Source organism: Myroides sp. TSA_177.3 (genome assembly GCF_052691955.1).
Window position 1 is genome coordinate 17,039 of the sequence record NZ_JBQZGD010000003.1, and the last position, 26,549, is coordinate 43,587.

Consider the following 26,549-nt stretch of genomic DNA (forward strand, 5'->3'; position numbering starts at 1 on the left):
TTTTACATAGTCAATCCTAAATTAGAATTTTTAATTATTTCATTAGCGGCTAAATCACTAGCCCCTCGACCGCCTAAATTATGAATTAATTCTTCATAATCCAACAAAATTTTGTCTCTTTTTTCACTTTTGACAATTTTTTCGAATTCTACAGCAATTCTTTTAGCATTACAATCGTGTTGAATAAGCTCTACAACCACCTCATTATCCATAATTAGGTTGACCAGTGAAATATATTTTAATGTGATGATTCGCTTGGCAATTTCATACGAAATTGTATTTCCTTTATACAAGACCACCTGAGGTACTTTGAACAAAGCGGTTTCTAACGTAGCTGTTCCCGAAGTTACTAAAGCAGCATAAGCAACATCCAACAAAGCATACGTATCATTGGTAATAAAAGAGATATTTTGTCCTTTTAGAAATTGTTCATAAAATACGGGTTCCTGTCCTGGAGCACCTGCAATTACAAACTGATATTCCGGGTGCTTTTGCACCACAGATAACATTTCGCCTAGTAGTCGTTTAATTTCTTGTTTTCTACTTCCTGGCAATAGCGCAATAATTGGACGCTCATCCAACTGGTACTTTTTGCGGAAGTCAACTTTTTCACGACTGCGGAACTCTTCAATTTCATCAATTAAAGGATGCCCTACGAAAGTCACCGGATAATGATGCTTTTTTTCGTAAAAGTCTTTTTCGAAAGGCAAAATCACATACATATAATCTACGTCGCGTTTAATTGCTTTAATTCGATTTTCCTTCCACGCCCAAATTTGTGGTGATATATAATAATGTGTAGGAATTTTGTGTTCCTTTGCCCATTGTGCGATACGCATATTAAACCCTGGATAATCAATAAAGATTAAAACATCAGGGGCAAACGCAGCAATGTCTTTTTTACACAAGGAGATATTTTTTAGAATTGTACGCAGGTTTTGTACGACTTCCACAAATCCCATAAAAGCCAAATCTTTATAATGCTTTACAAGTGTTCCTCCCACTTTTTGCATTAAATCTCCGCCCCAAAAACGCATTTCTGCTTGAGGATCTTTGGCATAAATCGCTTTCATCAAATTAGCACCATGCAAATCGCCAGATGCCTCTCCTGCAATAATGTAATACTTCATCTATAAGAATAGGGTAATTAGTGTTACAATAATCACTGCAAAGATGCAGCCTCTTGCATAATAGTCTTTTCTTCGATTGATAAAAAAGGTAAAAATCCCTAAATTCAACAAACTTCCGATAGCGACAATTCTGCCTAATAATCCTGCTTTTCTAATGAGGTCAAAATTGACAAATAAGTCAAAATTGGTAAACAACCTCAAATAAAGTTCAGCGCCCAATACGGTCAAACCCGAGCCAATTAAAAAGCCCAGAAGAATATCTTTAATTCTATTTCCCATTTATACTAATTCCCAATTATTAATTCTATTAATAGCGTGATGTGCAGTTAGATCAAAATGTACTGGAACGATCGAAATAAATCCATTTCTCAAAGCCCATTCATCTGTATCTTCTCCTTTATCTTGGTTGACAAATTCTCCTTTTAACCAATAGTATTCTTTTCCATTTGGACTCAATCGTTTATCAAAATCCTCAATCCAAACCGCTTTCGCTTGTCTACATACTTTAATTCCTTTGATTTCATCTGTTTGTAGTCTTGGAAAGTTGACATTCAATACCACTTCTTTTGGGATGCCTTTTTCTAATGCCTGTGTTGTAATCTTTTTGACAAACGTACGCACTTGCTCAAAATCAGCATTCCAACTAAAATCCAACAAAGAAAAACCAATCGCTGGTATTCCGCTCATTCCTGCTTCCAAAGCAGCACTCATTGTACCAGAGTAAATCACATTGATAGATGAATTCGATCCGTGATTAATTCCTGAAACACATAAATCTGGTTTGCGATCTAGAATTTGGCCCAACGCAATTTTGACACAATCAACAGGAGTACCTGAACAAGCGTATTCATGTTCTAATTCAGCATCAATCTGAACCTTTTCTAAAGTCAAGGTATTATTAATTGTAACCGCGTGTCCCATTCCAGATTGCGCACTGTCAGGAGCCACCACAACTACTTCTCCTATTTCTTTCATCACATCAATCAAAGCACGGATTCCTGGCGCCGTGATACCATCGTCATTAGTAACAAGTATTAATGGTTTTTGCATCATCTCAAATTTTTAATTACTTTCGTAAAAGTAACAATTATTATGTAAAACATTCCGTTATTTCAGACTTTCTAAACATTAAAACACGTCCATTCGAAGTTGTATGTTGTGATTTAACAAATAATTATCTGCTTACTTAATAATTACTTTGCTTTTTTAACTACTTTAGTTCAAAACTATTTAATGAATACTATTTGGGCATTTATGAAAAGAAATTATAAGGTTATCATTCTTCTACTCGCAGTTTCTGCAGCTTTATGGAGTTTTATACCTAAAAAGGAAACTGAGGATCCAGAAAAAGACCAACTTTTATTAGAGTTAGTCACTTATCTAATGGAGCGTACCCATTATGATCCACCCAAGTTAGACGATAAGTTTTCACAACAAGTGTACAAAGAGTACATCAAGGCACTTGACCCGATGAAACGCTATTTTCTTCAATCTGATTTAGATGAATTCAATAAATACGAACTTTTAATTGATGATATGATTCAATTGAAAGAACTTTCATTTTTTGATTTAACCTATGAGCGTATTACAGCTAGAATGAATGAGGCTAAAGCCATCTATACAGATGTCTTAGCAGAACCTTTTGACTATAATCAAGAAGAATCATTTGATGCAGATTACGACAATATTGAATTTGCTAAAACACCAGAGGAATTAAAAGACCGTTGGAGAAAACAATTGAAATTGAATGCTTTATCTACACTTACTGATAACATCAAAGTCCAAGAAGGCAAAGATGTTGTGGAAAAAGAAGAGGAAGAAGTAGATGAATATGGCAATACGGTTGAAAAAGCAAAACCAGCTAAAAAGAAAAAAGACGATAAGCCGAAAGAGATTAAATCTTTCGAACAATTAGAAAAAGAGGCGCGTGAAAGCACTAAAAAATCTTTAGATGAATACTTTGATGCCTTGAATGATTTAGAGCGCAAAGATTGGTTCTCTGTTTACTTAAATTCTATTGTTGAGCGTTTTGACCCGCACTCGTTTTACTTTGCTCCAGAGAACAAAGAAAAATTTGATGCGAGCATGAGTGGTAGTATCGAGGGAATTGGTGCTGTCTTAAGAAAGAAAACAGAAGGTGTTGAGATTAATGAATTAGTACCTGGAGGTCCAGCTTGGAGAGGAAAAGAAATCGAAGTTGGAGATATCATTCTTAAAGTAGCACAAAGTAAAGAGGAAGAACCTATTGACATTGTAGGGGTTCGTCTGGATAATGTGGTAAAATTAATCAAGGGAAAAAAAGGAACAACGGTATACTTGACGATTAAAAAAATCGAAGGAACAATCAAAACTGTTGCCATTACTCGTGAGGTTATTGAGTTTGAAGAAACATTTGCTAAATCGAGTATTATTGAAGATGGAGATAATCGCTATGGAATCATCCAACTGCCGAAATTCTACATCAACTTTGAAAATAAAGATAACCGCAATGCCTTTACTGATGTTCAAAAAGAAATTATTGAACTGAAAAAACAAAATGTAGATGGTATTATCATGGACTTGCGAAACAACGGTGGAGGATCCCTTCAAACGGTTGTAGATATGTTGGGGTTATTCTCTAAAGAAGGCCCAGTAGTACAAGTAAAATCATCAAGAGGAAAACAACAAATCTTAGATGATAAAGGAACTCCAATTGTTTGGGATGGCCCCTTAGTTGTATTAGTAAACAATTTCTCTGCTTCGGCTTCTGAAATTTTTGCTGCGGCAATTCAGGATTACAAACGTGGATTAATCATTGGTAGTAAACACACATACGGAAAAGGAACAGTTCAAAACTTAGTTGATTTAAATGAGTTATTGAAAAAACAACCTTATGGTGATTTGGGTGCCTTAAAAATTACCCTACAAAAATTCTACCGTATCAATGGAGGTTCTACACAGCGCGAAGGTGTATTAAGTGATATTGTTTTACCAGACCGCTATTCGTATATCGATATGGGAGAACGCGATATGGACAATGCAATGCCTTGGGATAAAATTGACCGTGCAAACTATACTCCATACAACAATGACTTTACTTCTGTGATCAACAAAAGTAAATCTAGAATTGCGGGTCATGACCAATTCAAATTGATTGATGAAAATGCGAAATGGATTAATGAGCGTAAAGACGAAAAATCTTTCACATTGAATCTGAAGAGCTACGAGAAAAAACAAAAAGAAGTAGACGAAAAAGTGAAGAAATTCAAGTCGATTTCAAAATACAACAACCATTTAAAATTCTCTTCTTTGCCAAGTGAAATTGAACGTGTAAAAACGGATACACTTCTAGAGCAAAAAAGAGATAGATGGCATGAGTCTTTAGGTAGTGATGTTTACGTTGAAGAAGGTGTAAAAATCTTAAAAGACATTCAACAGCTAACGAAAGCGCCGAGAAATACGAAAACGTTTTCAGATAAAAAAATATAAGCTACTAGTTTAATGGCTAGAAATAAGAATAGTAACACAAGTATTGCGCTCCGAAAATTCAAAAAAGATTTTCGGGGCGTTTTGTGTTTTTGGGTTATCATCTTTTTTCTTTTGATCAGTGTGTTTGCGTATTTCATCATTCCAGATCAATCGCAACATGCTAATGCAGGAGATTTAGCTATTCGTTCCAAGCATCCTGGTTTTAGTACCGCTGTATTGGTTTTTCCAGCTACGGCGTCCACTACGTGGTCCGAATATTGGTTTGGTCGTAAGACACCCAGAGAACAAATTCCATTGCTTAGCCATCGTATAACACAGGACACCTTATTTTATACACCTTATACCGAACTAAGTGAATTAGCACAAGAAAAAAAACTAGCTTTAGCCTCTTTCTCAGCAGAAGAAAAAGCAAACTTAATCCAGCAAAAAACCTTTTGGTTGGGCACAGACAATCAAGGTAGAGATTACTACAGTCGATTGGTATTGGGGTCTCGTGTTTCTATCGCGATTGGTTTCATTGCTGTTTCCATCTCCTTGATTATCGGTATTAGCTTAGGTGCTATAGCGGGATATTACGGCGGTAAAATTGACGCCTTTATCTTATGGGTGATCAATATCTTTTGGTCCATTCCTACCCTCTTACTCGTTATTGCTATTACGCTAGCATTAGGTAAAGGATTTTGGCAAGTATTCATTGCTGTCGGACTAACCATGTGGGTAGAAGTTGCCCGTGTTGTTAGAGGACAAGTAATCAGCGTAAAACAACAACAATATATCACAGCAGCTCGCGCTTTAGGTTATTCGGATTACGCGATTATCACCCGACATATTTTACCCAATTGCATGGCACCTGTCATTGTAATTTCAGCAGCTAACTTTGCTTCCGCTATTTTAGTTGAAAGTGGGTTGAGTTTTTTAGGGATAGGTACGCAAGTACCCACACCCAGTTGGGGCGCCATGATTAAAGAAAATTACAACTATATCTTAGTTGGTAAAGCGTATTTAGCGCTATTACCCGGTTTTGCGATGTTTATCATCGTTATGTGCTTTACGCAACTAGGCAACGCCATTCGCGATGCTTTTGACGTGAGAAAATAGCGCTTACTTGACAAGTATATTGCGAATATCAGACTTGTTTCCGTTGTAGATATTTAAGTCGACCTTACCATCAATTCCCTTTACTATTCCTTTTTCTGTAAATTGCCAAAAGTGCCAATCAGGCTTTATTTCTTCCACAAAGAAATTATAATTAGCAATCCAAACAATATGGTCGGGAAACCATTTTTGAAGGTGATTGGTATAATAGTGTTCCCCTGAATATAAAATAGGCTGTACACCATAGTGTTCTTCAATCATTTCCATCCATCGCTTCAATCCTAAAACTAAATTTTCCATGGATTGCTTTTTAGGTAGATCTTCAATATCCAGTACCGGAGGAAAATCTCCTTCTGATAATTTTACGGTTGCAATAAAGTTTTCTGCTTGTTTGATGGAATTTTCATCTGGACGATAATAGTGATAAGCCCCGCGAATAAAGTGATTGGCGCGTGCCCCTTTCCAGTTTAAATCAAAGGCTTTATCTTTTCCATCATCCCCCATCGTTGCGCGTACAAAAACAAATTCCAAAGGCGCACGTTGAGCCACAGAATCCACGGCCTCCCAATCAATAACACCCTGATAATGAGAAACGTCAAATCCAATCATGCGATCATGATGACGTTGCAATACTTCTACTGTTCTAAAATCAAAAAAGGATTTCTCATCCGCCTCTTTGCGTTGAGCACTAAAAAAGTACTTAATTCCCTCTTGAAAAGTAATACCAAACCACACACCTGCTCCTAGTAAAACCACAACAATACACACCCATTTGATGCGTGTAAATGTTGCATTGTTTTTTTTCTTCTTTGGGCGTCGAGGTGTTGGCTTTCTTCTTGCTGGTTGTTTTTGATTCACAACTGCTATGGGAGAATTTTTTCCAGTTCCGTATTTTGTAGAAGCCATAATTACATTAAAAAGACAAAAGTACGTATTTTACCCGAACGTCATTCAACTGAATTACGCTACAGGTGTTTGATCTACTTTCAGTACCGGTACTGGAAGTGCAATATTATTAAGCTTAAATTTCTTGTCAATGGCAAAGCGTATATCACTTGAAATACGATCGTTATCAAACGCATTTTCGATGAAGTAGTACAGAATAAATCGAATGGATGAATCCCCAAACTGGTCGATAAAAACGATTGGTTGAGGATTTTTCAATACATCTTTATTGTCCTCCACTGCAGAGATTAAAACGGCTTTTACCAATTCTACATCTGTTCCAATATATACACCCACATCAATTCGCGCACGAATAACAGGATCTTCATGTGTCCAGTTGTACACGATATCATCAATTAACTTGCGGTTGGGAATTACAATATCCTTTAAATTTCGCGTTTCCACTATCGTACATCGCAAGTGGATTGCTTTTACACGAGCAACTTGTCCATTCACTTCAATGACATCCCCCATATTCAGGGTTTTATCAAATAGAATATAGATTCCCGCAATGATATCGCGGAAAATATCTTGAAGTGCAAATCCCAATCCAACAAATAGAGCTGCTGAAGTGGTCAAGAACATACTAATATTCAATCCAACTACATTGAGTATGAAAAAGAACATAATCACATAGATGAAGTAATTGACAAAATTAAATACACTTCTCAAGCGCAAAGCGACATCAGGCGGTGAGTTTTTAATTACAGTTTTGCGCAAAAACAACAATCCATACTTAGTAATCAACAAGGTAAAAACGATAAAGAGAATCGTACCTATTGTAATACTAAGTGATTTGCTTGTATAAAGCTCATATTCTAAAAACTTGGAAAGCAGTAGTTTTAAATTCAAAATAAGTCTCTTATTAAGTTAGCTATACTATTTGGACTCGCAATCGTTGAAAAGTCACTTTTATGAACCATCCAATTGATAAATTTAAAGCTTTATAAGAAATATTGAAAGATTTGAGGCAAATAAAAACAAATCTGAATCTTTTTTCCTTTTTGCATTAAGGATATACAAGAGCGGAAAAATAGTTTAAATTTTCTTGCAACACATCCGAATTGGATAACACGAGAATTGTATCTAGTTGCTTCTCTTTAAAAACAAGTACGGCGGAGTCCTCAATAATATTCTTATTATAGAATAATTTCTTATTATCAATAATTAGATTTTCCTTATTGATTGTTTTTAATTCAGACAAGTCAACAAAACGCTCATCATTAGACACGACAAATAATATATCCTCATTATCGATATGCTGAAGCATAAACGCATTCAATGCTTTTTGGCAACTGGGACAACTCCCATCTTCTAACACTAAAATTGCTTTATAGTCTTTTCGTATGTTTAGCGAATCAACTAATAAGGTCTGAATGCGATCATACTTACTAGGAACTGCTTGTTCACAAGCAGCAAACAAGACTAAAACAAACAGGTAAAAACTTATTTTATATTTTGAACAGGTCATAACTTAAGGAATTGGTTTTATAATTTGGATTCATTTTACTATTAGAATGGATGAGCAATCCTTCTTTGGTGGGAAACATACTTTTATAAAAATCATATTTTCGATTATAGAATACTTGTTCATCTATTTTATTCAATGCTTCGTCATACGTAATAATCGAAAAAGGCCTATTGGTGTATTTTTGTTCTGGATTCTTCTCCACATCTGCACGATGAGCCAATACAACTAAAAACGTATTCCGATACGGATCATAAATGATTTGATTAACCGAAGTTGCATATTCATAATTATAATCTGTAAAATTGACAGTCTTTGCTTTTTCTTTGGTATAAAAAGTAAAACGATCGATCGACGTATCCGTATACTCAGACTCAATCGCGACTGTTCGTTTTACTTGTAAAGTCTGTCGATCTAGTACATAGATGAGATTGGCCGATCGATCCACAAATAACACTTGATTTTTAGCCAATATAGCCGAAGTATAGGAGGAGAAATGTTCTTCCTTATTTTTCTTTGCCTGTTCCGTTAAGTAAGCTGGAGTTAGATTAGAATAAATTAATCTAGCATCACTATCAAACCCTTCAATTTTACCAAAACAAGGCCTATATTTTTCAGCTTCTACTTTCATCTCTAGGCTTTCATTTTGTAATGGATCCATATAAGCAAAATCAAGTAAAATCGTCTCCCCTTCAATTCCATCTATATCATTAGTAAAATAAGGCCATACTGCTTTGTTTGATTCAAGGTTATAGAATTTGACTTGTGTTTTTATCTGCCCTAAAGAATCAAGTCTATAAATAAATCGGGTAGCATAATCTAGAAGGTAAATATCATTTCTAGTTAATACTTTTACTTGAAATCCGTTTGTATTGGGAGCAGTTACATGTTCCAAATTCAACCGATTTAACTCATTCCCTTTGCTATCATAAAAACGCATGGTTTGCGTGCCTAAATTGGTTGTATAGAAAAAATCACCTTCCTCTACATAACCAGACCAATAAGAAGATGAATAAACATCAAAACTTATTGTACGATCGTAGGTATATCTCTTTTTTTGCTGCTGTTTACAACTAAGTAAAGCAAGCATTAGGACAATTAAAATAATTTTCTGCATCTGATGTATGTTTGTAGTGGAAGACCTTACATCTTCCACTAATTAAAAATTTACATTTGAATTGGATAAACACCCACATCCATATCATCTATTATGCGATAGAATCTAACATACTTGGTATTTGTACCCTTATTGAAATCAATGCGAATAGAAAAAAATGCATCTATCGTTCCCTCTACTAACTTGGGATCGAATGTTTCAAGTGCCACCTCTTTATACCTTGTAAAAAGATCAACAACCTCTTGTGGATTTTGCTCTAATCTTTCAATAAGTTCTTCTAGTTTCGGTCTTGTAACAATAACTGTTGTATCCGCACAAGCACTACCATTACCACTACAATCGCCTTTTACTGAATCATACCACCCCTTAGCTGGTCCTCCTGCCAATTGAAAGTCTTTATAATCGCTAGGAGATTCATCATTTACTGATGTTTGGTTAACGAGATTCGAATTGTTGGATTCTACCTCATGTTCATTAGAACAACTAGTCATAAAAACAATGCTAGCCATAAAAAAGAAAATATTTTTCATAATGTATTGTATTCAGTATTTAACCGCTGTCTCCCGTTTTAATTAGTTTAATCAAAAAACACAAAAACAATACCTAAAAAGTAACTAATCTCATTTTTAATTGAAACATTACACAAAAAACACCTTTATCATTGATTATTTAACAACACACCTAACTCTAAGCTTCTAAAAGCTCCAATAAAAAAGAAAACAAAACACAAAAGGCCAGCTTTTCGCCCTTCCAAAAAGAATATAATCATCAAATTATCAACACAATATAAAGAATAAAAAGATTTTTACAAATTCATTCTAGTATGATAAATATCACCTCTTACGCACCATAATTTAGCTATTTTTCGCCCTTTACAACTAAACCTAAACTCGAATGAAAATAAAACCTTTGCATTCCTTTCACATTCCTGTGATGGGGCTCGCTTACACCATTGACAGTCCTGTACGCGTTGCACAATATGGACTAGCTTCCACGTTATCCGTTATGGACGATGAGCTTATTGAACGCATGAATAAATTCTACTGCGAGAAATTCGAATTGCCATACCAAGAGATTACGAAAAAAATTGAAGATTTCAGAGCCAAGCGCATCACTGCCTACCTCAACACACTGGATACCATTGTAAAACAAAAATTCGACCACCTCAAAAAGGATTTACTTCAAAGTAAAAAAAACGTAGAAGATTATATTGAGATGTTACCTACCGTTTCGGATATGCGCAAGCAATTACAAACGTATATTGACGATAAGATTTCCGTAGATAACCTCAAGAATATTCTCGATACCTATCTGACTCCAGGAGATATTGACGTCAATATTATGACGAAAGTAGATCGTGAAAACTTTGATAAAAAAGAACCACTACCTGCTAAATTCAACGATGCACATGCCGCTTTACGAGGATTTAGCAACAGTAGTTTAAATTCTTCTGTTGTATTATCTGCAGGGATGAACCACAAATTATTTAGCTATTTTGAAGAATTTGATGCCTTTTACCCCGCACCTGATCAAGCCTTACAGAAGCGAATCATCTTAAAAGTAAGTGATTACCGTTCTGCCTTAATTCAGGGGAGTTTTTTGGCTAAAAAAGGGCTTTGGGTATCCGAATACCGCATTGAATCAGGGTTAAACTGTGGTGGGCATGCTTTTGCTACAGATGGTTATTTACTAGGGGTTATTTTAGAAGAATTCAAAACGAAGCGTCAAGAATTAATTCAAACTACCCACGACCTGATGTGTAAGGCTTTAGCACAGAAAGAACGCTTTGTGCCGGCATTGCCTTTGGAATTAAAAATTACAGCTCAAGGAGGAGTTGGAACGGCGGCTGAACATCAATTTTTACTTGATTATTACCAAGTAGATTCTGTGGGATGGGGATCTCCATTCCTCTTAGTTCCCGAAGCTACTTCTGTGGATGTTGCCACGCGTCAACTTTTGGCCAATGCTAAAGAAGAAGATTTGTATTTAAGTCATATTTCTCCTTTGGGTATTCCCTTTAACAACATCAAAGGAACAACAAATGAATTTCACAAAGCACAGCGCATCGCCAAAGATAAAGCAGGAAGTTCATGCCCACGCAAGTATTTAGCTTTAGATAAAACGCATGATAACGAAGGAATTTGTACAGCATCACGCAAGTATCAAACCATCGAGCTCGCGGCTTTAAAAAGTCAAAAGGAAACACTAACAGCAGCCGCTTATCAACAAAAAATCAATGCCATTACTGAAAAAGCATGCTTGTGTATTGGATTAGCCAATGCGTCTTTTTTAGAAAATGACTTGCAAATCAAAGGAGAAGCCCAAGGCGTTGTTATTTGTCCAGGACCTAATATTGCCTATTTCACTAAGGAAGTATCTCTCAAAAATATGATGCAACATATTTATGGGCGAACCAATATTATAGCAGATGATAACCGTCCACATTTCTTTTTAAAGGAATTGCGCATGTATATGGATCATTTTAAACAGGAGAAAAGCCAATTAGAACTGGAATCGACACCTTTAAAAATGAAAAAAATAGAGAAAACCAGAGCGAATTTACTAGCTGGTATTACCTATTATGAAGCTCTATTCGCAGATGATACTGTTTATTTTACGAATCATCAATCGAAGATTCTCGAAGAATTAAACAACAGCAAAATAGCGTTGTTACACGCATAGCCCCCCTAATTAGTTTTTTTTGATTGTAATCAGGTTCTCTTTCTTTGAGAACCTGATTTTTTTTATTCTATTCGTTTTCGTTTTAATTGCTTCCACTATTCTTATACAATTAAAACATCTACCCTCAAATACTTACTTATATCACACATCGTCAAGGTATTGCGATTTTTTTTATTTAGTTTTAAAAATAAAAATGCAGCTCGACCCAACCTTATTGACCTTTTCCCTCTATCTGTTGCTTATTTTAAGTATCGGAATCATCGCCTATTTGAGAACTAAAAACTTTTCAGATTACATTCTTGGTGGACGTCGTTTAGGTCCATTGGTAACCGCTTTATCAGCAGGAGCATCAGATATGTCGGGATGGTTGTTAATGGGATTACCAGGTAGTATTTTTAAATCGGGATTAGCACAAAGTTGGATTGCGATAGGTTTACTGATTGGAGCTTATTTCAATTGGCGTCTTGTAGCAGGTCGATTACGCGTACATACCGAATACAATCACAATGCTTTGACTTTACCTGATTTTTTCTTGTATCGATTTGGTACAACAGGTCAATGGGTTAAAACCATCGCTGCACTCGCTATTCTTCTGTTCTTTACTTTATACTGTGCATCTGGTATGGTTGCAGGGGCGCAACTATTCACCACAATCTTTCACCTTCCTTACCTCCAAGCTTTACTGCTTAGTGCATTAGCTACCATTATCTATACATTTATTGGTGGTTTCTTGGCTGTAAGTTGGAGTGATACCCTACAAGCGTCTTTAATGTTATTTGCTTTAATTCTAACCCCTGTCATGATTGTTGTTTCACTTGGGGGTTGGTCTGAGATACAAGAACAGATGGAATTGGCTATTCAAACGCATCAAATCGCCTATGCGAACCTCATCCACAACGTCAATTTCATCACTATTGTAAGTGCTGCTGCTTGGGGTTTAGGCTATTTTGGTCAACCCCATATCCTAGCTCGATTTATGGCTGCAGACAGTGCAAAGACGATGCGCAATGCACGCCGTATCGGTATGACTTGGATGTTGTTGTGTCTATTTGGTGCTGTTGCTATTGGTTATTTGGGTATCAGCTATTTTCAAGCCCATCCCAATCAAGCAACTGCTGTACACAAAAATAACGAAATGATTTTTATTGAATTAATTCACTACCTCTTTAATCCTTGGGTAGTTGGAATTTTACTATCTGCTATACTTGCTGCTGTCATGAGTACATTAAGTGCTCAACTGCTCATGGCATCAAGTACATTAACGCAAGATTTTTATCGTTCGTATTTTCGACGCAATGCGCATCAACGGGAATTAGTCTGGATGAGTCGCTTAGCCGTTTTACTCATTTCCTGTCTTGCCTTGTATATTGCCTTAGATGAAAACAACAGCATTTTAGGCTTGGTATCACGTGCTTGGGCTGGTTTTGGTGCAGCCTTTGGACCGTTGATTCTCTTTGCGCTATTCTCTTCCAAAACAACGGGAACAGCTGCCTTAACCGGAATCATCGTTGGAGGGCTAACCGTAATCTTTTGGCCCCTTTTTCAAGAACAAGTTTTAGGCGGTGTTATTTTTGGTTATCATGAACCATTATATGAAATTATCCCAGGATTTATATTGAGTGCACTGAGCATTTACCTCGTTTCTACTTTTGGTTCACCAGCTACTCCAACGATGAAGCTACAATTTAAAGCTGCTGATGCAAAATATCACAGAGAGAAATAAAGGTAAGCATGTGTATACCAACAAAACAATTAGATACAGCTAAGAATAAACTTAATCCTTAGCTACAGCAATCTTAACTTTTTTATTCTTTAATCGGGTATTTTCTAGTGTACGCAATAGTGGTTTAATTTTAGCGGTACGCACTGCCACAAAAGCTTGTGTATCGCGTACGTCAATTAATCCGATATCCTCCTTTTGAAGGCCTCCTATTTTAATTAAATACCCAACGATATCCACTTTATTGACTTTGTCCTTTTTTCCAGCACTGATGTAAATCGTTTTAAAATCTGTGGTATTGTCGATCTTATATTCACCTTTCAGCTGCTCAATAGGCATCTCTGGATCAAGAAAGCTATACTCTTCTTCATTGGTAACCATCACATAGGCTTTCCCCGTTGCTTTCATACGCGCAGTTCGTCCATTTCGATGAATAAACGCATCTTCCTTCTCTGGAATCTGATAGTGAATAACATGTCCAATTTCAGGTATATCCAAGCCTCTAGCAGCTAAATCCGTCGAGATTAGAATATGACAACTTCTATTGCGAAACTTCATCAATGCACGCTCTCGATCCTCTTGTAGCAATCCTCCGTGAAAAGCACCATTAGCCACTCCTTTTTTAGTCAAGGTTTCACTGATTCTCGCTACTGCCTCTCGGTGATTACAAAACACCAAAATGGTATCCTTTCCAATTTTTCCTATCAATTGGATGACAGCTTCTAATTTTTCTTCTGCTGGACAAACAACTTTACTAAATGTCAACTTGGGTTTGATTTCTTCCGTCTGTAAGAACTTGAGGTTTTTAGGATTGTCAATTCCAGTAAATTCTGGTATTTTTTTCAATGCCGTAGCTGAAGTCAACATGCGAAATTCAAGCTGATCGAAAGAATTAATAATGTAATCCATATCATCTTGAAATCCCATTTCTAATGCTTTGTCGAATTCATCAATCACATAGCTATGTACATTGGCTGTATCAAAAGAATTTTCTTCAATATGAAAAGCCACACGTCCTGGTGTTCCGACTAAAACAGCAGGTGGAGAAGCTAGGTTATTTAATTCTGTACGCGTGGAGTGTCCCCCATAACACGCATTGATTTTAAAAGCAGTTCCCATCTTCTTAAACACCGTTTCAATCTGAAGTGCAAGTTCACGTGTTGGCACGAGAATAACGGCTTGTACGCCTTTTACTGCAGGATTTAATCGTTGAACGATAGGCAACAGAAAAGCCAATGTTTTACCAGATCCTGTCGGAGATAATAAAACAATGTTATTTTTTGTTTGCGCGGTTTGAAGGGTTTGAAGCTGCATCTCATTTAGAGCTGCAATCTCCAATTTTTTAAGGATATCTGCTTGATTCATGCAACAAAGGTAGGGATTTTGGTTGATAGTTTAGGGTGAACTATTTACCGTTTTTCTGCTGATTATCTTTATTCAATGATCAGATCAAATCTCTGATAAAAATATTCTCTTCTTTTTGCCTTTCTAAGAAAGACACATAAAAAAGGGGATACAAAAAATCGTTCCTTCTATGTTGAATCGGAAATACCTGCTACTAAAAAAGCAGTAGAATCAACGCTACTGCTTTTTTTTACAATTATAAATCGTTAGGCAGGATTTAGAGATGCTACCTAGCGGATTCTTATTTATATCTTTTTATCAAAAACGAATTATACACCCTACCATCTTCAATCACTTGTCCGACAAAACCTTCTTTTGCTAATGCTACTAATTGGTCATTTAATTCCTTTTCATCACTAACAAGATGATAATAGCTATCCACAAAATCTTTCAACTTCATAGCAGTTATTTGATAAGTTAAATCCTCTATGAAACGAGAATAATTAAAATCACATTTTACACCATCTTTCTCTACAAAACATCCTGCTCCATGGTACTGATAGTAGTATCCCTTTATCTTACCCCGTTTATAATTAATACTACCCTTCGATTTTGAAAATAGTTTATGAATTTCTTGGTATACATCTTCTTCAACCAATCCTAACTCTTTTCTTAATGTATCCTCAAAATCAAGAATAAATTTTCTAAAATCAATGATACTTTGTTTTATTTCCATTTTCAACATTAAGACCAAAATAATATTTTTTCATCTGCTTCATTTAATACTCCCTTTTTTTATTCCATTGTTTTTTATCCAATGATAGTATCAAATCTCTTACAAAAATTTCATCTTCTCTTTTTCTTTTAGCAAAGACACTTAAAATAGTATGTACAAAAAAACCGCTCTCCTCAGGAATAAAATCTCTGTAATTTGTTCCTTCATACTCTATTTTAAATTCTTTGAAGAACTTTACTAAAAACGCTAGGACATCATCCCCATCTAATCCTAAATCAGACAGTGAAGTATTAACTGTTAATTTACTTTTATCATAATTAAGTTCTTCACAGATATAATCTAATACAATACGATAATTTCTATTTTCCATTAATTATGTTATTTGTGTATTATAAAGTGTCATTCACACATCTTATGCAAGTAGGCCCCAAAAATTACCTCCTGTTAGTACAGCTACTCCTCCTCTACTAACCGTAGAAAAAGAAACCATTGCAGCGGTATTATCTTTTAAACTATCGCCGTATTTAAAAAACCTTGCACTATTTATTATTCCAAATATAATGCTTTTCACAAAGCTGTAACTCTTTTTAAACGTTGCTAGTGTACATGTATCACCTTATGATTAATCTTCAACAAAGTTAGAAGTGCCCATACATCAAATGTAAGTTGAATAGGGAATATCATAGAAAGAAAAAAGAGGGAGGTCTTTTGGGATCCCCCTCTTTCAATTATTTACTTGTGTAATCTAGGAGTAAAGTCTTTATTTTTTAATAATTCTAAATTTTCTATTCTATTTATTTTAAATGACCAAACAATGAGTTAGAAGCAGACATATATAAACCACGGTTAGGGTTGTACTTCCAAATAGCGTTTATTGAATTCCCTACATTTGGACTGCCTATCCCTCCAAAATAATCAATCAATTGCTGCTATCTACCTCTTATGGCATAGTACCCTATTGGATAAACTTGCCTTGCAAAGTCAAGTGTTGGACTTCCATATCCAAAGGCACGCATATAAGGAAAAGCATATCTTCCCATCATTACAACATAAGGGCTTCCAAATCCACTTGCTCTACCGCATAAACTTGGCCTACGCTATTTCTCAAAGTGTATGTAACATAAACTCTCTGCGAAAGATTATAAACAGCTTTACAATATATACCCAAAAACCTTTTAAAATAAAACAACTAACTAAACACCAATTACCTGATTAATGCATTTGATACTAATAGGCACTAATTTGATTAGAATAATAATCTTGTGGCCCGGAATTACTGGCTCTTTTTGAAAAACGAACATTTTAAGTATGGGCAATTAAATTACCCACACTATAAAACTGTTAAAACTTCTCTTCCTTTTTAGTTTTTATAATCGATATACCATAAATCCCTATCGAAGAAAGAAAAATTACAATAAGCGCAATCTTTTTACTTCTATCAATATCCTTCTTTTTTTTAATTGAAATCAGCATTTCTTCTTGATTAGGGTTTAACCCCTCCAATTGTGTTTCATATTTTTCGGATACTCCCAAATTAAAATAAGCGAAACTCGCAACAAAACATAAAACAAACAATAATATTATCAACATTTTCTTCATTTTTATTTTCATAGTTTCTATAATTTTGGTCCTAGAAAACTTGGATTATAACCATTTTTAATACTCTGTAATTTTTGAAAATCATATAACATTCCTGCAGGTGTCTGAGCAGCATTAATACTAGCTCCACCTTTATTTAATCCCTTATAGGCTATCGTTGTACAATTATTTCCTCCAGGTTCTATTAAACTATAGGTATCAACAACTCTAGCGAAAGACATATATCCTGATTTTCCACTTATTTTTTGTCCTGAGTTATACATTCTATCGTAATAAGCTTTGACTTTAGATCCATTTACTTCAACAGCAAACCTAGATGTTGGGTATTTAGAAGTTTTTTCAGCCACAAAATTAAGTGCATTTTCACCTTCTAAACGCAGCAAAACACCATCTCCGTATGGCCTCAAACTACATGATACAGGAGAATAGCTACCATTGTATCTACCATATGAATAAACTACACCATCCACTTCCACATGTCCGACTCCATCTGTTTCGATATAAACATTCGCCGTTGACTCTTTATCGCCTTTCTTTGAATTGGCATTATGCGCTGTATGATTCAACATACTCACATAAAAGGCAGTTGCGGCTCCTTGCCAAAAATTACCTCCTGTTAGGACAGCTACTCCTCCTCCACTAACCGTAGAAAAAGAAACCATTGCAGCGGTATTATCTTTTAAACTATCGCCGTATTTAAAAAAACTTGCACTATTTATTATTCCAAATATAATGCTTTTCACAAAGCTGTAACTCTTTTTAAACGCTGCTAGTGCACATGTATCACCTCATAATTAATCTTATACAAAGTTGAAAGTACCCACATAGTAAATGTAAGTTGAATAGGAAATACCTGATAATAAAAAAGCAGTCGAATTAACTCTACTGCTTTTATTGGTTATTATAAATCGTTATTGGGGGTCAAACCACGCTTTTCGTTTAGCGACTTCAATCATATGTCCAACTGTAATAGGTGTTTTTTGAGCGTATTTCTTTTCAATTCTTTTTGGAAAAAAACCTAAAAACAAAGCATCCAAAAAAGCTAATTTATAGAAATACTTATCGATATCAACATCAAAACAGCTAGATTCCTCTATGTCAAATTCAACTAAAAAATCCTCAAAAATCATTATAGCATCTTCTCGGTCTAATTCTATCGTGTTAATAACCTTATCTAACACATTCAACTTATCACACAAATCCCACTTATTAAAAAAATCAATAACTTTAGTTTCCATTAATTCCATAACCATTTAATTACTCATTAATCCTCCAGTACCTGCAGCAGTTCTCGAACCACCAAAAATCAAAGTATTTCTTCCCATAAAAGAGGACCAATAATGTGTTCTACCAACACCATAAACTGAAAGATAAGGGAGTCTTTTTATGCGACCACCAAATAAATTTATCTCTTTAGCTCCTAAAATCGATTTATAATATACAGATGATTGTAGCGTTCCTCTCGAGGTATCCCTTCCAAAAACTTTCAATAGTAAATCCTTTTTTAATAATACTTTAACTCCCATTTTCAGTTCATATGCTCCCGTAATTACATTAAATGCATCCAACACAAAATCAGTTAATCCCATTCCAACCCCCTGTGGGCCAACCATATTTATTTTAAATCCATTATCCCTTAATACTTGTCCTAATTCTCCTTTGGGGGTTGCCAGAACTTCTTTACCATCTACAAAAATTTTATCATAATCATCCTTCATTCTTTCAACTTCGACTGTTTTATCTTTGGTATTAATTCTAACATTATCCTCTGTTGTCATTTTATGCACCCCATGATTCAACATACTCACGTAAAAAGCAGTTGCAGCTCCTTCCCAGAAATTATCTCCTGTTAGTACAGCTACTCCTACTCCACTAACCGTAGAAAAAGAAACCATTACAGCGGTATTATCTCCTAAACTACCTCCGTATTTAAGAAAACCAGCGGACAACAAACTATTTATTATTCCAAATATAGTGCTTTTCATAAAGCTGAAACTCTTTTTAAACGCTGCTAGTGTACATGTATCACCTCATGATTAATCTTCTACAAAGTTAGAAGTACCCACACATCAAATGTAAGTTGAATAGGAAATACCTGATAATAAAAAAGCAATAGAATCAACTCTACTGCTTTTATTTACAATTATAAATTGCTAGGCAGAATTAAGGATGCTACCTAGCGGATTCTTATTTATACCTTTTTATCAAAAACGAATTATACACCTTCCCATCTTCAATCAATTGTTCGATAAAACCTTCTTTTGCTAATGCTACTAATTGTTCATTTAATTCCTTTTCATCACTAACAAGATGATAATAGCTATCTATAAAATCTTTTAGTTTAAATGAATCAATACAGTAGGTTAAATCTTCTGTAAACCGAACATAATCAAAATCGCATTTTACACCTTCTTTCTCTACAAAACATCCTGCTCCATGGTATTGATAGTAATATCCCTTTATATTACCCCGCTTATAGTTGATGCTACCCTTCGATTTTGAAAATAGTTTATGAATCTCTTGATACATATCTTCTTCAACTAATCCATACTCACTTCTAAGCGTATCCTCAAAATCAAGAATAAATTTTCTAAAATCAATGATACTTTGTTTAATATTCACCTTTAAATTATTTTTAATATTAAAATAAACCTTGATGTATTGGATCTATTAAATCTCCAAATTTTTGCATTCCTTTTTGAGTATTAAGTTTTACAACTTCTGAAGATTTATTCACATTAATAACAGCTTGGATTCTGTGATGCCCATCTAAAAGATTTGTTACCTCAAGAGCAACTTTATTCTTTACTTGAAAATATTGCCTTACGCGTTAATTCCTTTTAAGAACCTGCTCAAGTTGAAAGGTTGCATTTTCTTTTATTATAGAATCGTCATAACTTTGTAATAACTCCAATTTTTGTATTGCTTCTGGTGTATTGATTGCACTTAAAGCCCACATGCATTTTTTCGCCAAAGCCCTCATCTCATCATAATCAGGAATATTAATAGCAACTTCGTACAATTTATCTACACTCTTAGCATCTTTAATTAATTCAAGGATACTTACAATATCCTCTTCATAAATATGCCATTTCTCATCTAAAAGATGTAGTAAAATATCGGTATAATCACTATCAGCTCCATCATTATAAATAATAGCTAGGGTAGCAGCTAATCCTTTTTCATTTTTATTTGCAACATTTTCTTTAAGTAAAGAAAATGTCTCTTCTTTAAATCGTAAATGTTGACCACTAGGAAACTGCTCCCAATAATTATCAAAATAATCGGTTCTATCTAATAGACCTTTATAAAATTTCCAAAAATCAAACATTACTTAATTGCTTTAAAACTATTTATCCAAGGATTAAACATATGTATATTTTGTTGTATTCCTAAATTCATCGCTCCTTCTTCTGATTTCCACCATAATCATCATAAAAAACCAAACTAATTGACATCAAAAGACACCTTACTTTTACTATCATAATAAATAACAGTGATATTTGTCTTTTTAGATACCTCTCCGTACATCAAAATATCCTTTGTATAAACCCTCATTGTATCGTTAAGTTGATTGACGCTCCATTTCTCTACCATCGAAATTTCATCTAATTTAGAAATTAGGTATTTGGTGTCTTTGACTTTATATGTGAATTTTAAAGAACCATTATCAATATCATGCGTTCCTTCAAAATTAGCTTCAACTCCGATCACAAATGGTTTTAACCACTCATATTTTACAACATCTTCTTGTTTTAGTTTAACTGTATTTCCACAAGAAAAACACAAAAAACCGAGTATCACAAAAGCTCTTTTTATGGAATACATCTTACTACTGTTTAGGTAAATTATTTGGTACAAATTTAGAGAGTACCTCTTGATATGTAAAATTATAATAATTGAAATAAGGCAATTTTTGAGCTGACAGTCTTCAATCGACATTATTATGTTTCGTTATTTGAATGACCATCTATCATCAACACCATTACCTTCATGATCTATTACATAAACATATTCACCTATTTCTTCTCCTTCTTTTCCTAGAAGTATAAGAAATACTTCTATCGTATAATCAGTTGTATTCTCATGAAACCAAAAAATAGTAATTTGATTATTTTTTATTATAATATCGTTAAAGCAAATTCCAAAATCTTCTCTTAATTCATCTTCAATCGATTTATTGTCAGGAACACTTATCATATATTTGAATCCTTCCTGTGCTTCAACATAAAGCCTATTCATCTCCTGTGCACTTGACATATCATACAATTTCTTTGTCTTCATATTCAATTCTTATATATCATTTTAATCAAAAATCTTAAAAAATAGATTTTACTATCAATCTGATTCCCTTCCATGTCTTCTACAGAATGAAAATCAAAGCACTATTCTATTACATTTAGTTTAATTAAGAAATCCCTAACAACAAAAAAAGTAGTAAAAGATTGCTTTCTACTACTTTTATTAATTCAACATGTTGTATCAATACAAGTCTCAAAAGTGATTCTCAAAAAAACTAAATATCAAAAGTCCACCTATCATCAATAACATTACCTTCTGCATCTAAAACATAGACATATTCGCCTATTTTCTCACCTTTCTTTCCTAAAAGAGTAAGAAATATTTCAATGATATAATCTATGATGTTCTCATGAAACCAAAAAACATGAATTTCCTTATTTTGCATCGTAATATCTTGAAAAGAAACATCTAAAAGTTCTTTAAGTTCATCTTCTAGGTTTTCTTTATTATCAGGAATACTAATTAAATGATTAAATCCCTTTTGTGCTCTTGCATAATATTTTAAAGCATCTTCTTCACTGTGTAAAAAAGACAGTCCTTTTTTCTCCATTACTTACTTCTTATATTCTTTTATTAAATACTAATTATTTCCTTATTCATAAATATGATAGAAATAAAAATTATCATCAATATGATTACCTACCATATCTTCAGAATACACAAATTCACCCAATTCAACCTTATTCTTACTTAAAAAAATAATTTTTACATTTATCATATAGCTGTCAAATTTTGTTTTTGTCCAAACTAAGGTTATTCTATCATTCTTAAAATGAATTTCTTCTAAATAAACTGCAGCTATTTCTTTAGTTAACTTTATTCTATTTTCAGAATTTCTCATCCACTTATCTCCAGCTAATCTAGCCTTATGAAAGAGAATCTGCATCTCTGATTCATCTTTAAAATATAATGCGTTCTTTGTATTCATTGTGTCATTTATTTTTTTTATGTCCCATAGCTTTCTCGAAAAAAATATGCCCATTCGCATTACCATAAATTCTAAGATCCTCTGACTTTGCGCCTTTCATTTTTAATTTATGAGTAAAGCCTGTTGCTTTAGCTTCAGAGGCTGTTAACCTCATGATTATTCTTCTACAAAGTTGGAAGCACCCGCAGATCAAATGTAAGTTGAATAGTAAATACTTTATAATAAAAAAGAAGTAGAATCAGCTCTACTGCTTGTATTGGTTATTAAAAATCGTTATTTGGAATCAAACCATTTTTTATATAGTTGCTTAAAAGTTAACAACACAAATTTAGATATCGTTCCACCAGGTCTGAAAATCGTTAATTTCTTCAAACGAATAATCAAAATCCTCCGTCTTCAAAGTTCCTATTTTTGTAAAAACTTCATCCAGTCTTCCCTCGTTGATTATGTGATTCATAGCCTTTTTAATCGTTGTTTTTTCCATATTTGCAATAACGATTGTATCCACCATATCGATATATCCGTCATAATCGCGTTTCGAAGCTAATGTCGTGACGTTTTTTACAGTCATTAGTAAGCCAAAATATATTTCTCCTGTCTCCAGTACAATATTAACATCACAATTATCATCCACTTTATTTACTAAACTAAAGGGACTGATGAAAATAATTTTATACTTCACTTTATGTTCCATAAATTCTTTTTAGTTGATTAATTACTGTTTGTTGCTTACGTTTATTAGAATAACTTAAAATATCAATCCCATTATTATTTCTAAAATATATTCTAACATTTGCACCACGAAATTCGTGTACATTTTTGAACAGAAACTTATTCCCCTTTTCAGGATTCATAGTGCTACCCTTCTCCCTCCTTCGTCAGGATGACAAAAGTGAAAGAGATTTTTTATTTTTCAAGATAACATACAAACCAAAAACGAGAAGGTAAAAAGATAGCCATTTATATCTCTTGTACCTGATTTTGTAAACTGCAAACTGTTCACCATAAAGCATAAAAAAAGCCTCTTCTTTCGAAGAGGCTTTAGTGCGGGTGATAGGACTCGAACCTACACACCTTGCGGCACCAGATCCTAAGTCTGGCGTGTCTACCAATTTCACCACACCCGCAGGTGGCTTAGAACTGCCGTACACTTGTGTACTGTTGTTCTTTTAAGACGTTGCAAATATACAACCTGTTTTTTAATGCGCAAGAAAAAAATAATTTTTTTTTATTCTTATGTTTGTAAGGAATAATATAACTGTATCGATACATACTATGAAAGATTCAAAACAATTTGTTCAAGAAAACAAGCAACGTCTTCTAGATGAGCTAATTGAACTACTTAAAAAACCTTCTATCAGTGCAGATAGTGCGTACTCTCAAGACGTAATAAACACGGCTGAAGCAGTAAAAGAAAATTTAATAAAAGCAGGTTGCGACAATGTAGAATTGTGCGAAACTCCAGGATATCCTATCGTATATGGAGAAAAAATCATCGATCCTGCTCTTCCAACGGTATTGGTTTATGGTCATTATGACGTACAACCAGCAGATCCAATTGAACTTTGGACTTCTCCACCGTTTGAGCCTGTAATTAAAACAACACCAATTCACCCAGAAGGAGCTATCTTCGCTCGTGGAGCTTGTGATGACAAAGGACAAATGTTCATGCACGTGAAAGCGGTTGAATATATGATTGCAACAAATACTTTACCTTGTAACGTGAAATTCATGATTGAAGGAGAAGAAGAAGTTGGATCAGTAAGTTTAGGATGGTTCGTAAAAAGAAACCACGATAAATTGAAAAATGACGTAATTCTGATTTCTGATACTGGAATGATTTCTAATCAACAGCCTTCTATTACAACAGGATTGAGAGGATTAAGCTATGTTGAAGTTGAAGTAACTGGACCGAACCGAGATTTACACTCTGGATTATATGGTGGAGCGGTTGCTAACCCAATCAACGTATTAACGAAGATGATTGCTTCCTTACATGATGAAAACAATCATATCACTATTCCAGGATTCTACGATAAAGTAGAAGAGCTTTCTCGTGAAGAAAGAGATGAAATGGCAAAACGCCCATTCTCTTTAGATGATTACAAAAAAGCATTGGATATTGATGAAGTATACGGAGAAACAGGATATACAACAAACGAACGCAACTCTATTCGTCCAACATTAGACGTAAATGGAATTTGGGGAGGTTATACTGGTGAAGGAGCGAAGACTGTTATCGCTAGTAAAGCATTCGCAAAAATCTCGATGCGTTTAGTTCCAAACCAAGATTGGGAAGAAATTACAGCGCTATTCAAGAAGCACTTTGAAAGCATTGCGCCTGCAGGTGTGAAAGTAGAAGTAAAACCTCATCATGGTGGGCAAGGTTATGTAACGCCTATCGACTCTATTGGATATCAAGCGGCTGCAAAAGCGTATGAAGATACATTTGGTGTAACGCCAATTCCAGTACGTTCAGGAGGAAGTATTCCAATTGTTGCTTTATTTGAGGAAGAATTAGGATCTAAATCAATTATGATGGGATTCGGATTGGACTCTGATGCGATCCACTCTCCTAATGAGCACTTTGGTGTATTCAACTACCTAAAAGGAATTGAAACTATTCCATTGTTCTATAAATACTATATGGAATTAGTAAAATAATAAAAAAAGCGAGTAAAGATTTTTACTCGCTTTTTTTATGTTTATTTTTCTCTTCAATCCAAAGGGCCATGTACTTTGTACTTTGTGCACTGTGGTGTTTGAATACTTCTTTTAAAAAATGGGTCTTGCGATACTGTTTCAATGTCGTATCCATATCAATTACTTTCGCTTTACATGCAGCTGTAAAATGTGTTTTACTATAATACTTTTGAATGATGTCTACGCCTTTTTGTTGTTTAACTTTCCAAAGGGCTTCATCTTCATAAAGTTCTACTGCTTTTGAAACAAATTCCTCCACTTCATCTGCACAACATCCACTCCACTCTTCAGGAGTTGCCATAGCTTCTATACCAACCCTAGTAGTTACATTGGGGGTTCCCACACGCATGGCATCAATAAACTTCCCTTTAATTCCAGCACCAAAAGGAATAGGTGCCAATAGCACTCGGGCCTTTGCAATTACTTCCAAAGCATCTTCCGCTCTACCGTGGATAAAGAAATTTTCTTGTTCCTTGTGTAACTGTAACACTTTAGCCGAGGGATAGGCTCCATAAATATGCAATTTTGCTTTAGGCAATCGCTTGCGCAACACAGGCCAAATGACGGTCTTTAATTGCAACACCGTTTGCCAATTGGGCTCGTGTATAAAGTTTCCAATAAAGACAAAATCTTCTTTCTCTTCAAAGGTCAACCAGTTCTGTTGTTGTTCTGTTGTTATTTCTTCTTCTAAAAAAGGCAACACAAAGAGGCCTTCCGCGGGTAGTCGAAAAGTTTCAGTCAACAGATGAAATTCGAAACTAGAAATCAACAGCGTCAAATCACATCGCATGATACTCGCGAGCTCTCGTTTCGTTCGTTCGCTATACAAGTAGTCTTCCAAATGACCTTCTTCTTTTTTGCATAACTCTTGACGCGCATAACGCAAAAAGTGTAGATCTTCTGTATCGAGTAGGGTTAACGCATTAGGGCATTGCGCGCTGATACGCCATCCGAATTGTTCTTCAATCATAAAACGGTCATACATCACCCAATCGGGCTGCAAATCCGCTAATAACTGGTCGGTGCGCTCATCATTGAGGAAAACCTCAACTTCTTTCACAGCATAAGGGATTAAATCATCGCTATACGGTGTTTTCTGTGCCGTAGATCCAAAGTAAATCTGCATCTCCCATCCTTGAAAAACATCCAATAGCTGCAACATGCGTTTACCTGCTGCAGATGAACGAGATTCAGGCCAAACTTGCCCAATGATCAATATTTTCTTTCCTTTTAACGAATGCTCCATCTTACAAAAGTACAGCTTCTAAAGCAGTATCACTCCTTAATTTTTAATCTCTATTATATTTAGTAT

29 protein-coding genes and 1 tRNA gene are annotated in these 26,549 nt (G+C 34.6%); 5 read left to right on the top strand and 25 right to left on the bottom strand.

Annotated features, from left to right (window positions below):
* Window positions 1-2 precede the first annotated feature (2 nt).
* The 3 genes from lpxB to surE are packed head-to-tail and all read right to left on the bottom strand — an operon-like array spanning window position 3 to window position 2,180.
* On the bottom strand, window positions 3-1,130 hold the full coding sequence (gene lpxB, locus ACUTSE_RS03820) for a lipid-A-disaccharide synthase (protein WP_259187673.1): 1,128 nt from the start codon (window positions 1,128-1,130) through the stop codon (window positions 3-5).
* The gene (locus ACUTSE_RS03825) at window positions 1,131-1,409 is read right to left on the bottom strand and encodes a hypothetical protein (protein WP_115092342.1); all 279 of its coding nucleotides are present in this window, start codon (window positions 1,407-1,409) and stop codon (window positions 1,131-1,133) included.
* Window positions 1,410-2,180, bottom strand: coding sequence for a 5'/3'-nucleotidase SurE (gene surE, locus ACUTSE_RS03830; protein ID WP_181816752.1), 771 nt, complete (start codon window positions 2,178-2,180; stop codon window positions 1,410-1,412).
* A 183-nt stretch (window positions 2,181-2,363) separates the two neighbouring features.
* Between surE and ACUTSE_RS03835 the strand changes: the two genes are divergently transcribed.
* Entirely contained in the window at window positions 2,364-4,598 is a 2,235-nt protein-coding gene (locus tag ACUTSE_RS03835) for a carboxy terminal-processing peptidase (RefSeq protein ID WP_445639306.1), read from the top strand.
* A 12-nt stretch (window positions 4,599-4,610) separates the two neighbouring features.
* Window positions 4,611-5,696, top strand: coding sequence for an ABC transporter permease (locus ACUTSE_RS03840; RefSeq protein ID WP_445639307.1), 1,086 nt, complete (start codon window positions 4,611-4,613; stop codon window positions 5,694-5,696).
* Between the two features lie 3 nt (window positions 5,697-5,699).
* Here ACUTSE_RS03840 and ACUTSE_RS03845 read toward each other — a convergent pair whose 3' ends face one another.
* The 5 genes from ACUTSE_RS03845 to ACUTSE_RS03865 form a co-directional block, all read right to left on the bottom strand.
* Window positions 5,700-6,599, bottom strand: coding sequence for a glycoside hydrolase family 25 protein (locus ACUTSE_RS03845; protein WP_445639308.1), 900 nt, complete (start codon window positions 6,597-6,599; stop codon window positions 5,700-5,702).
* Between the two features lie 54 nt (window positions 6,600-6,653).
* Window positions 6,654-7,490 carry a mechanosensitive ion channel family protein gene (locus tag ACUTSE_RS03850; RefSeq protein ID WP_445639309.1) on the bottom strand — a complete coding sequence of 279 codons (837 nt, stop codon included), beginning with the start codon at window positions 7,488-7,490 and terminating at the stop codon, window positions 6,654-6,656.
* A 157-nt stretch (window positions 7,491-7,647) separates the two neighbouring features.
* On the bottom strand, window positions 7,648-8,109 hold the full coding sequence (locus tag ACUTSE_RS03855) for a hypothetical protein (RefSeq protein ID WP_445639310.1): 462 nt from the start codon (window positions 8,107-8,109) through the stop codon (window positions 7,648-7,650).
* Window positions 8,090-9,223 (bottom strand): hypothetical protein, encoded by a 1,134-nt coding sequence (locus ACUTSE_RS03860; protein WP_445639311.1) that lies wholly within the window; start codon window positions 9,221-9,223, stop codon window positions 8,090-8,092. Before ACUTSE_RS03860 ends, ACUTSE_RS03855 begins: the two co-directional genes overlap by 20 nt.
* A gap of 50 nt (window positions 9,224-9,273) precedes the next feature.
* A complete protein-coding gene (locus tag ACUTSE_RS03865; RefSeq protein ID WP_445639312.1) occupies window positions 9,274-9,753 on the bottom strand; it encodes a hypothetical protein in 480 nt (159 codons plus the stop codon).
* 364 nt (window positions 9,754-10,117) lie between these two features.
* On the opposite strand from ACUTSE_RS03865, the gene ACUTSE_RS03870 reads away from it, so the two are divergent.
* Window positions 10,118-11,905: a hypothetical protein gene (locus ACUTSE_RS03870; RefSeq protein WP_445639313.1), complete on the top strand. Its 1,788-nt coding sequence runs from the start codon at window positions 10,118-10,120 to the stop codon at window positions 11,903-11,905.
* A 193-nt stretch (window positions 11,906-12,098) separates the two neighbouring features.
* Window positions 12,099-13,628, top strand: a complete 1,530-nt coding sequence (gene putP / locus ACUTSE_RS03875; RefSeq protein WP_445639314.1) for a sodium/proline symporter PutP — start codon at window positions 12,099-12,101, stop codon at window positions 13,626-13,628.
* A gap of 51 nt (window positions 13,629-13,679) precedes the next feature.
* On the opposite strand, the gene ACUTSE_RS03880 is transcribed toward putP, so the two are convergent.
* The 16 genes from ACUTSE_RS03880 to ACUTSE_RS03955 form a co-directional block, all read right to left on the bottom strand.
* On the bottom strand, window positions 13,680-14,990 hold the full coding sequence (locus tag ACUTSE_RS03880) for a DEAD/DEAH box helicase (protein WP_445639315.1): 1,311 nt from the start codon (window positions 14,988-14,990) through the stop codon (window positions 13,680-13,682).
* Between the two features lie 280 nt (window positions 14,991-15,270).
* A complete protein-coding gene (locus ACUTSE_RS03885; RefSeq protein WP_445639316.1) occupies window positions 15,271-15,705 on the bottom strand; it encodes a DUF6896 domain-containing protein in 435 nt (144 codons plus the stop codon).
* A gap of 43 nt (window positions 15,706-15,748) precedes the next feature.
* A complete protein-coding gene (locus ACUTSE_RS03890; protein WP_445639317.1) occupies window positions 15,749-16,075 on the bottom strand; it encodes a DUF1493 family protein in 327 nt (108 codons plus the stop codon).
* Between the two features lie 42 nt (window positions 16,076-16,117).
* Complete coding sequence (locus ACUTSE_RS03895) at window positions 16,118-16,276, bottom strand: hypothetical protein (RefSeq protein WP_445639318.1); 159 nt, start codon at window positions 16,274-16,276, stop codon at window positions 16,118-16,120.
* A gap of 770 nt (window positions 16,277-17,046) precedes the next feature.
* Window positions 17,047-17,316, bottom strand: coding sequence for a hypothetical protein (locus ACUTSE_RS03900; RefSeq protein ID WP_445639319.1), 270 nt, complete (start codon window positions 17,314-17,316; stop codon window positions 17,047-17,049).
* A gap of 5 nt (window positions 17,317-17,321) precedes the next feature.
* Window positions 17,322-18,047, bottom strand: coding sequence for a hypothetical protein (locus ACUTSE_RS03905; protein ID WP_445639320.1), 726 nt, complete (start codon window positions 18,045-18,047; stop codon window positions 17,322-17,324).
* Window positions 18,048-18,215: 168 nt separating this feature from the next.
* Window positions 18,216-18,551, bottom strand: a complete 336-nt coding sequence (locus ACUTSE_RS03910; protein ID WP_445639321.1) for a hypothetical protein — start codon at window positions 18,549-18,551, stop codon at window positions 18,216-18,218.
* A 6-nt stretch (window positions 18,552-18,557) separates the two neighbouring features.
* On the bottom strand, window positions 18,558-19,289 hold the full coding sequence (locus ACUTSE_RS03915) for a hypothetical protein (RefSeq protein ID WP_445639322.1): 732 nt from the start codon (window positions 19,287-19,289) through the stop codon (window positions 18,558-18,560).
* A gap of 202 nt (window positions 19,290-19,491) precedes the next feature.
* Complete coding sequence (locus ACUTSE_RS03920) at window positions 19,492-19,926, bottom strand: DUF6896 domain-containing protein (protein ID WP_445639323.1); 435 nt, start codon at window positions 19,924-19,926, stop codon at window positions 19,492-19,494.
* A gap of 208 nt (window positions 19,927-20,134) precedes the next feature.
* A complete protein-coding gene (locus ACUTSE_RS03925; protein ID WP_445639324.1) occupies window positions 20,135-20,635 on the bottom strand; it encodes a HEAT repeat domain-containing protein in 501 nt (166 codons plus the stop codon).
* Window positions 20,636-20,751: 116 nt separating this feature from the next.
* Window positions 20,752-21,132 carry a hypothetical protein gene (locus ACUTSE_RS03930; protein ID WP_445639325.1) on the bottom strand — a complete coding sequence of 127 codons (381 nt, stop codon included), beginning with the start codon at window positions 21,130-21,132 and terminating at the stop codon, window positions 20,752-20,754.
* Window positions 21,133-21,258: 126 nt separating this feature from the next.
* Complete coding sequence (locus ACUTSE_RS03935) at window positions 21,259-21,588, bottom strand: hypothetical protein (protein WP_445639326.1); 330 nt, start codon at window positions 21,586-21,588, stop codon at window positions 21,259-21,261.
* Window positions 21,589-21,820: 232 nt separating this feature from the next.
* Entirely contained in the window at window positions 21,821-22,156 is a 336-nt protein-coding gene (locus ACUTSE_RS03940) for a hypothetical protein (protein WP_445639327.1), read from the bottom strand.
* A 42-nt stretch (window positions 22,157-22,198) separates the two neighbouring features.
* The gene (locus ACUTSE_RS03945) at window positions 22,199-22,534 is read right to left on the bottom strand and encodes a hypothetical protein (protein ID WP_445639328.1); all 336 of its coding nucleotides are present in this window, start codon (window positions 22,532-22,534) and stop codon (window positions 22,199-22,201) included.
* Window positions 22,535-22,862: 328 nt separating this feature from the next.
* The gene (locus ACUTSE_RS03950; RefSeq protein WP_445639329.1) at window positions 22,863-23,228 is read right to left on the bottom strand and encodes a hypothetical protein; all 366 of its coding nucleotides are present in this window, start codon (window positions 23,226-23,228) and stop codon (window positions 22,863-22,865) included.
* Window positions 23,229-23,579: 351 nt separating this feature from the next.
* Window positions 23,580-23,661: transfer RNA gene (locus tag ACUTSE_RS03955), tRNA-Leu, on the bottom strand.
* Between the two features lie 148 nt (window positions 23,662-23,809).
* Here ACUTSE_RS03955 and ACUTSE_RS03960 point away from each other — a divergent pair.
* The gene (locus ACUTSE_RS03960) at window positions 23,810-25,198 is read left to right on the top strand and encodes a dipeptidase (protein ID WP_445639330.1); all 1,389 of its coding nucleotides are present in this window, start codon (window positions 23,810-23,812) and stop codon (window positions 25,196-25,198) included.
* Window positions 25,199-25,220: 22 nt separating this feature from the next.
* On the opposite strand, the gene ACUTSE_RS03965 is transcribed toward ACUTSE_RS03960, so the two are convergent.
* Entirely contained in the window at window positions 25,221-26,483 is a 1,263-nt protein-coding gene (locus ACUTSE_RS03965) for a glycosyltransferase (RefSeq protein WP_445639331.1), read from the bottom strand.
* Between the last annotated feature and the right edge of the window lie 66 nt (window positions 26,484-26,549).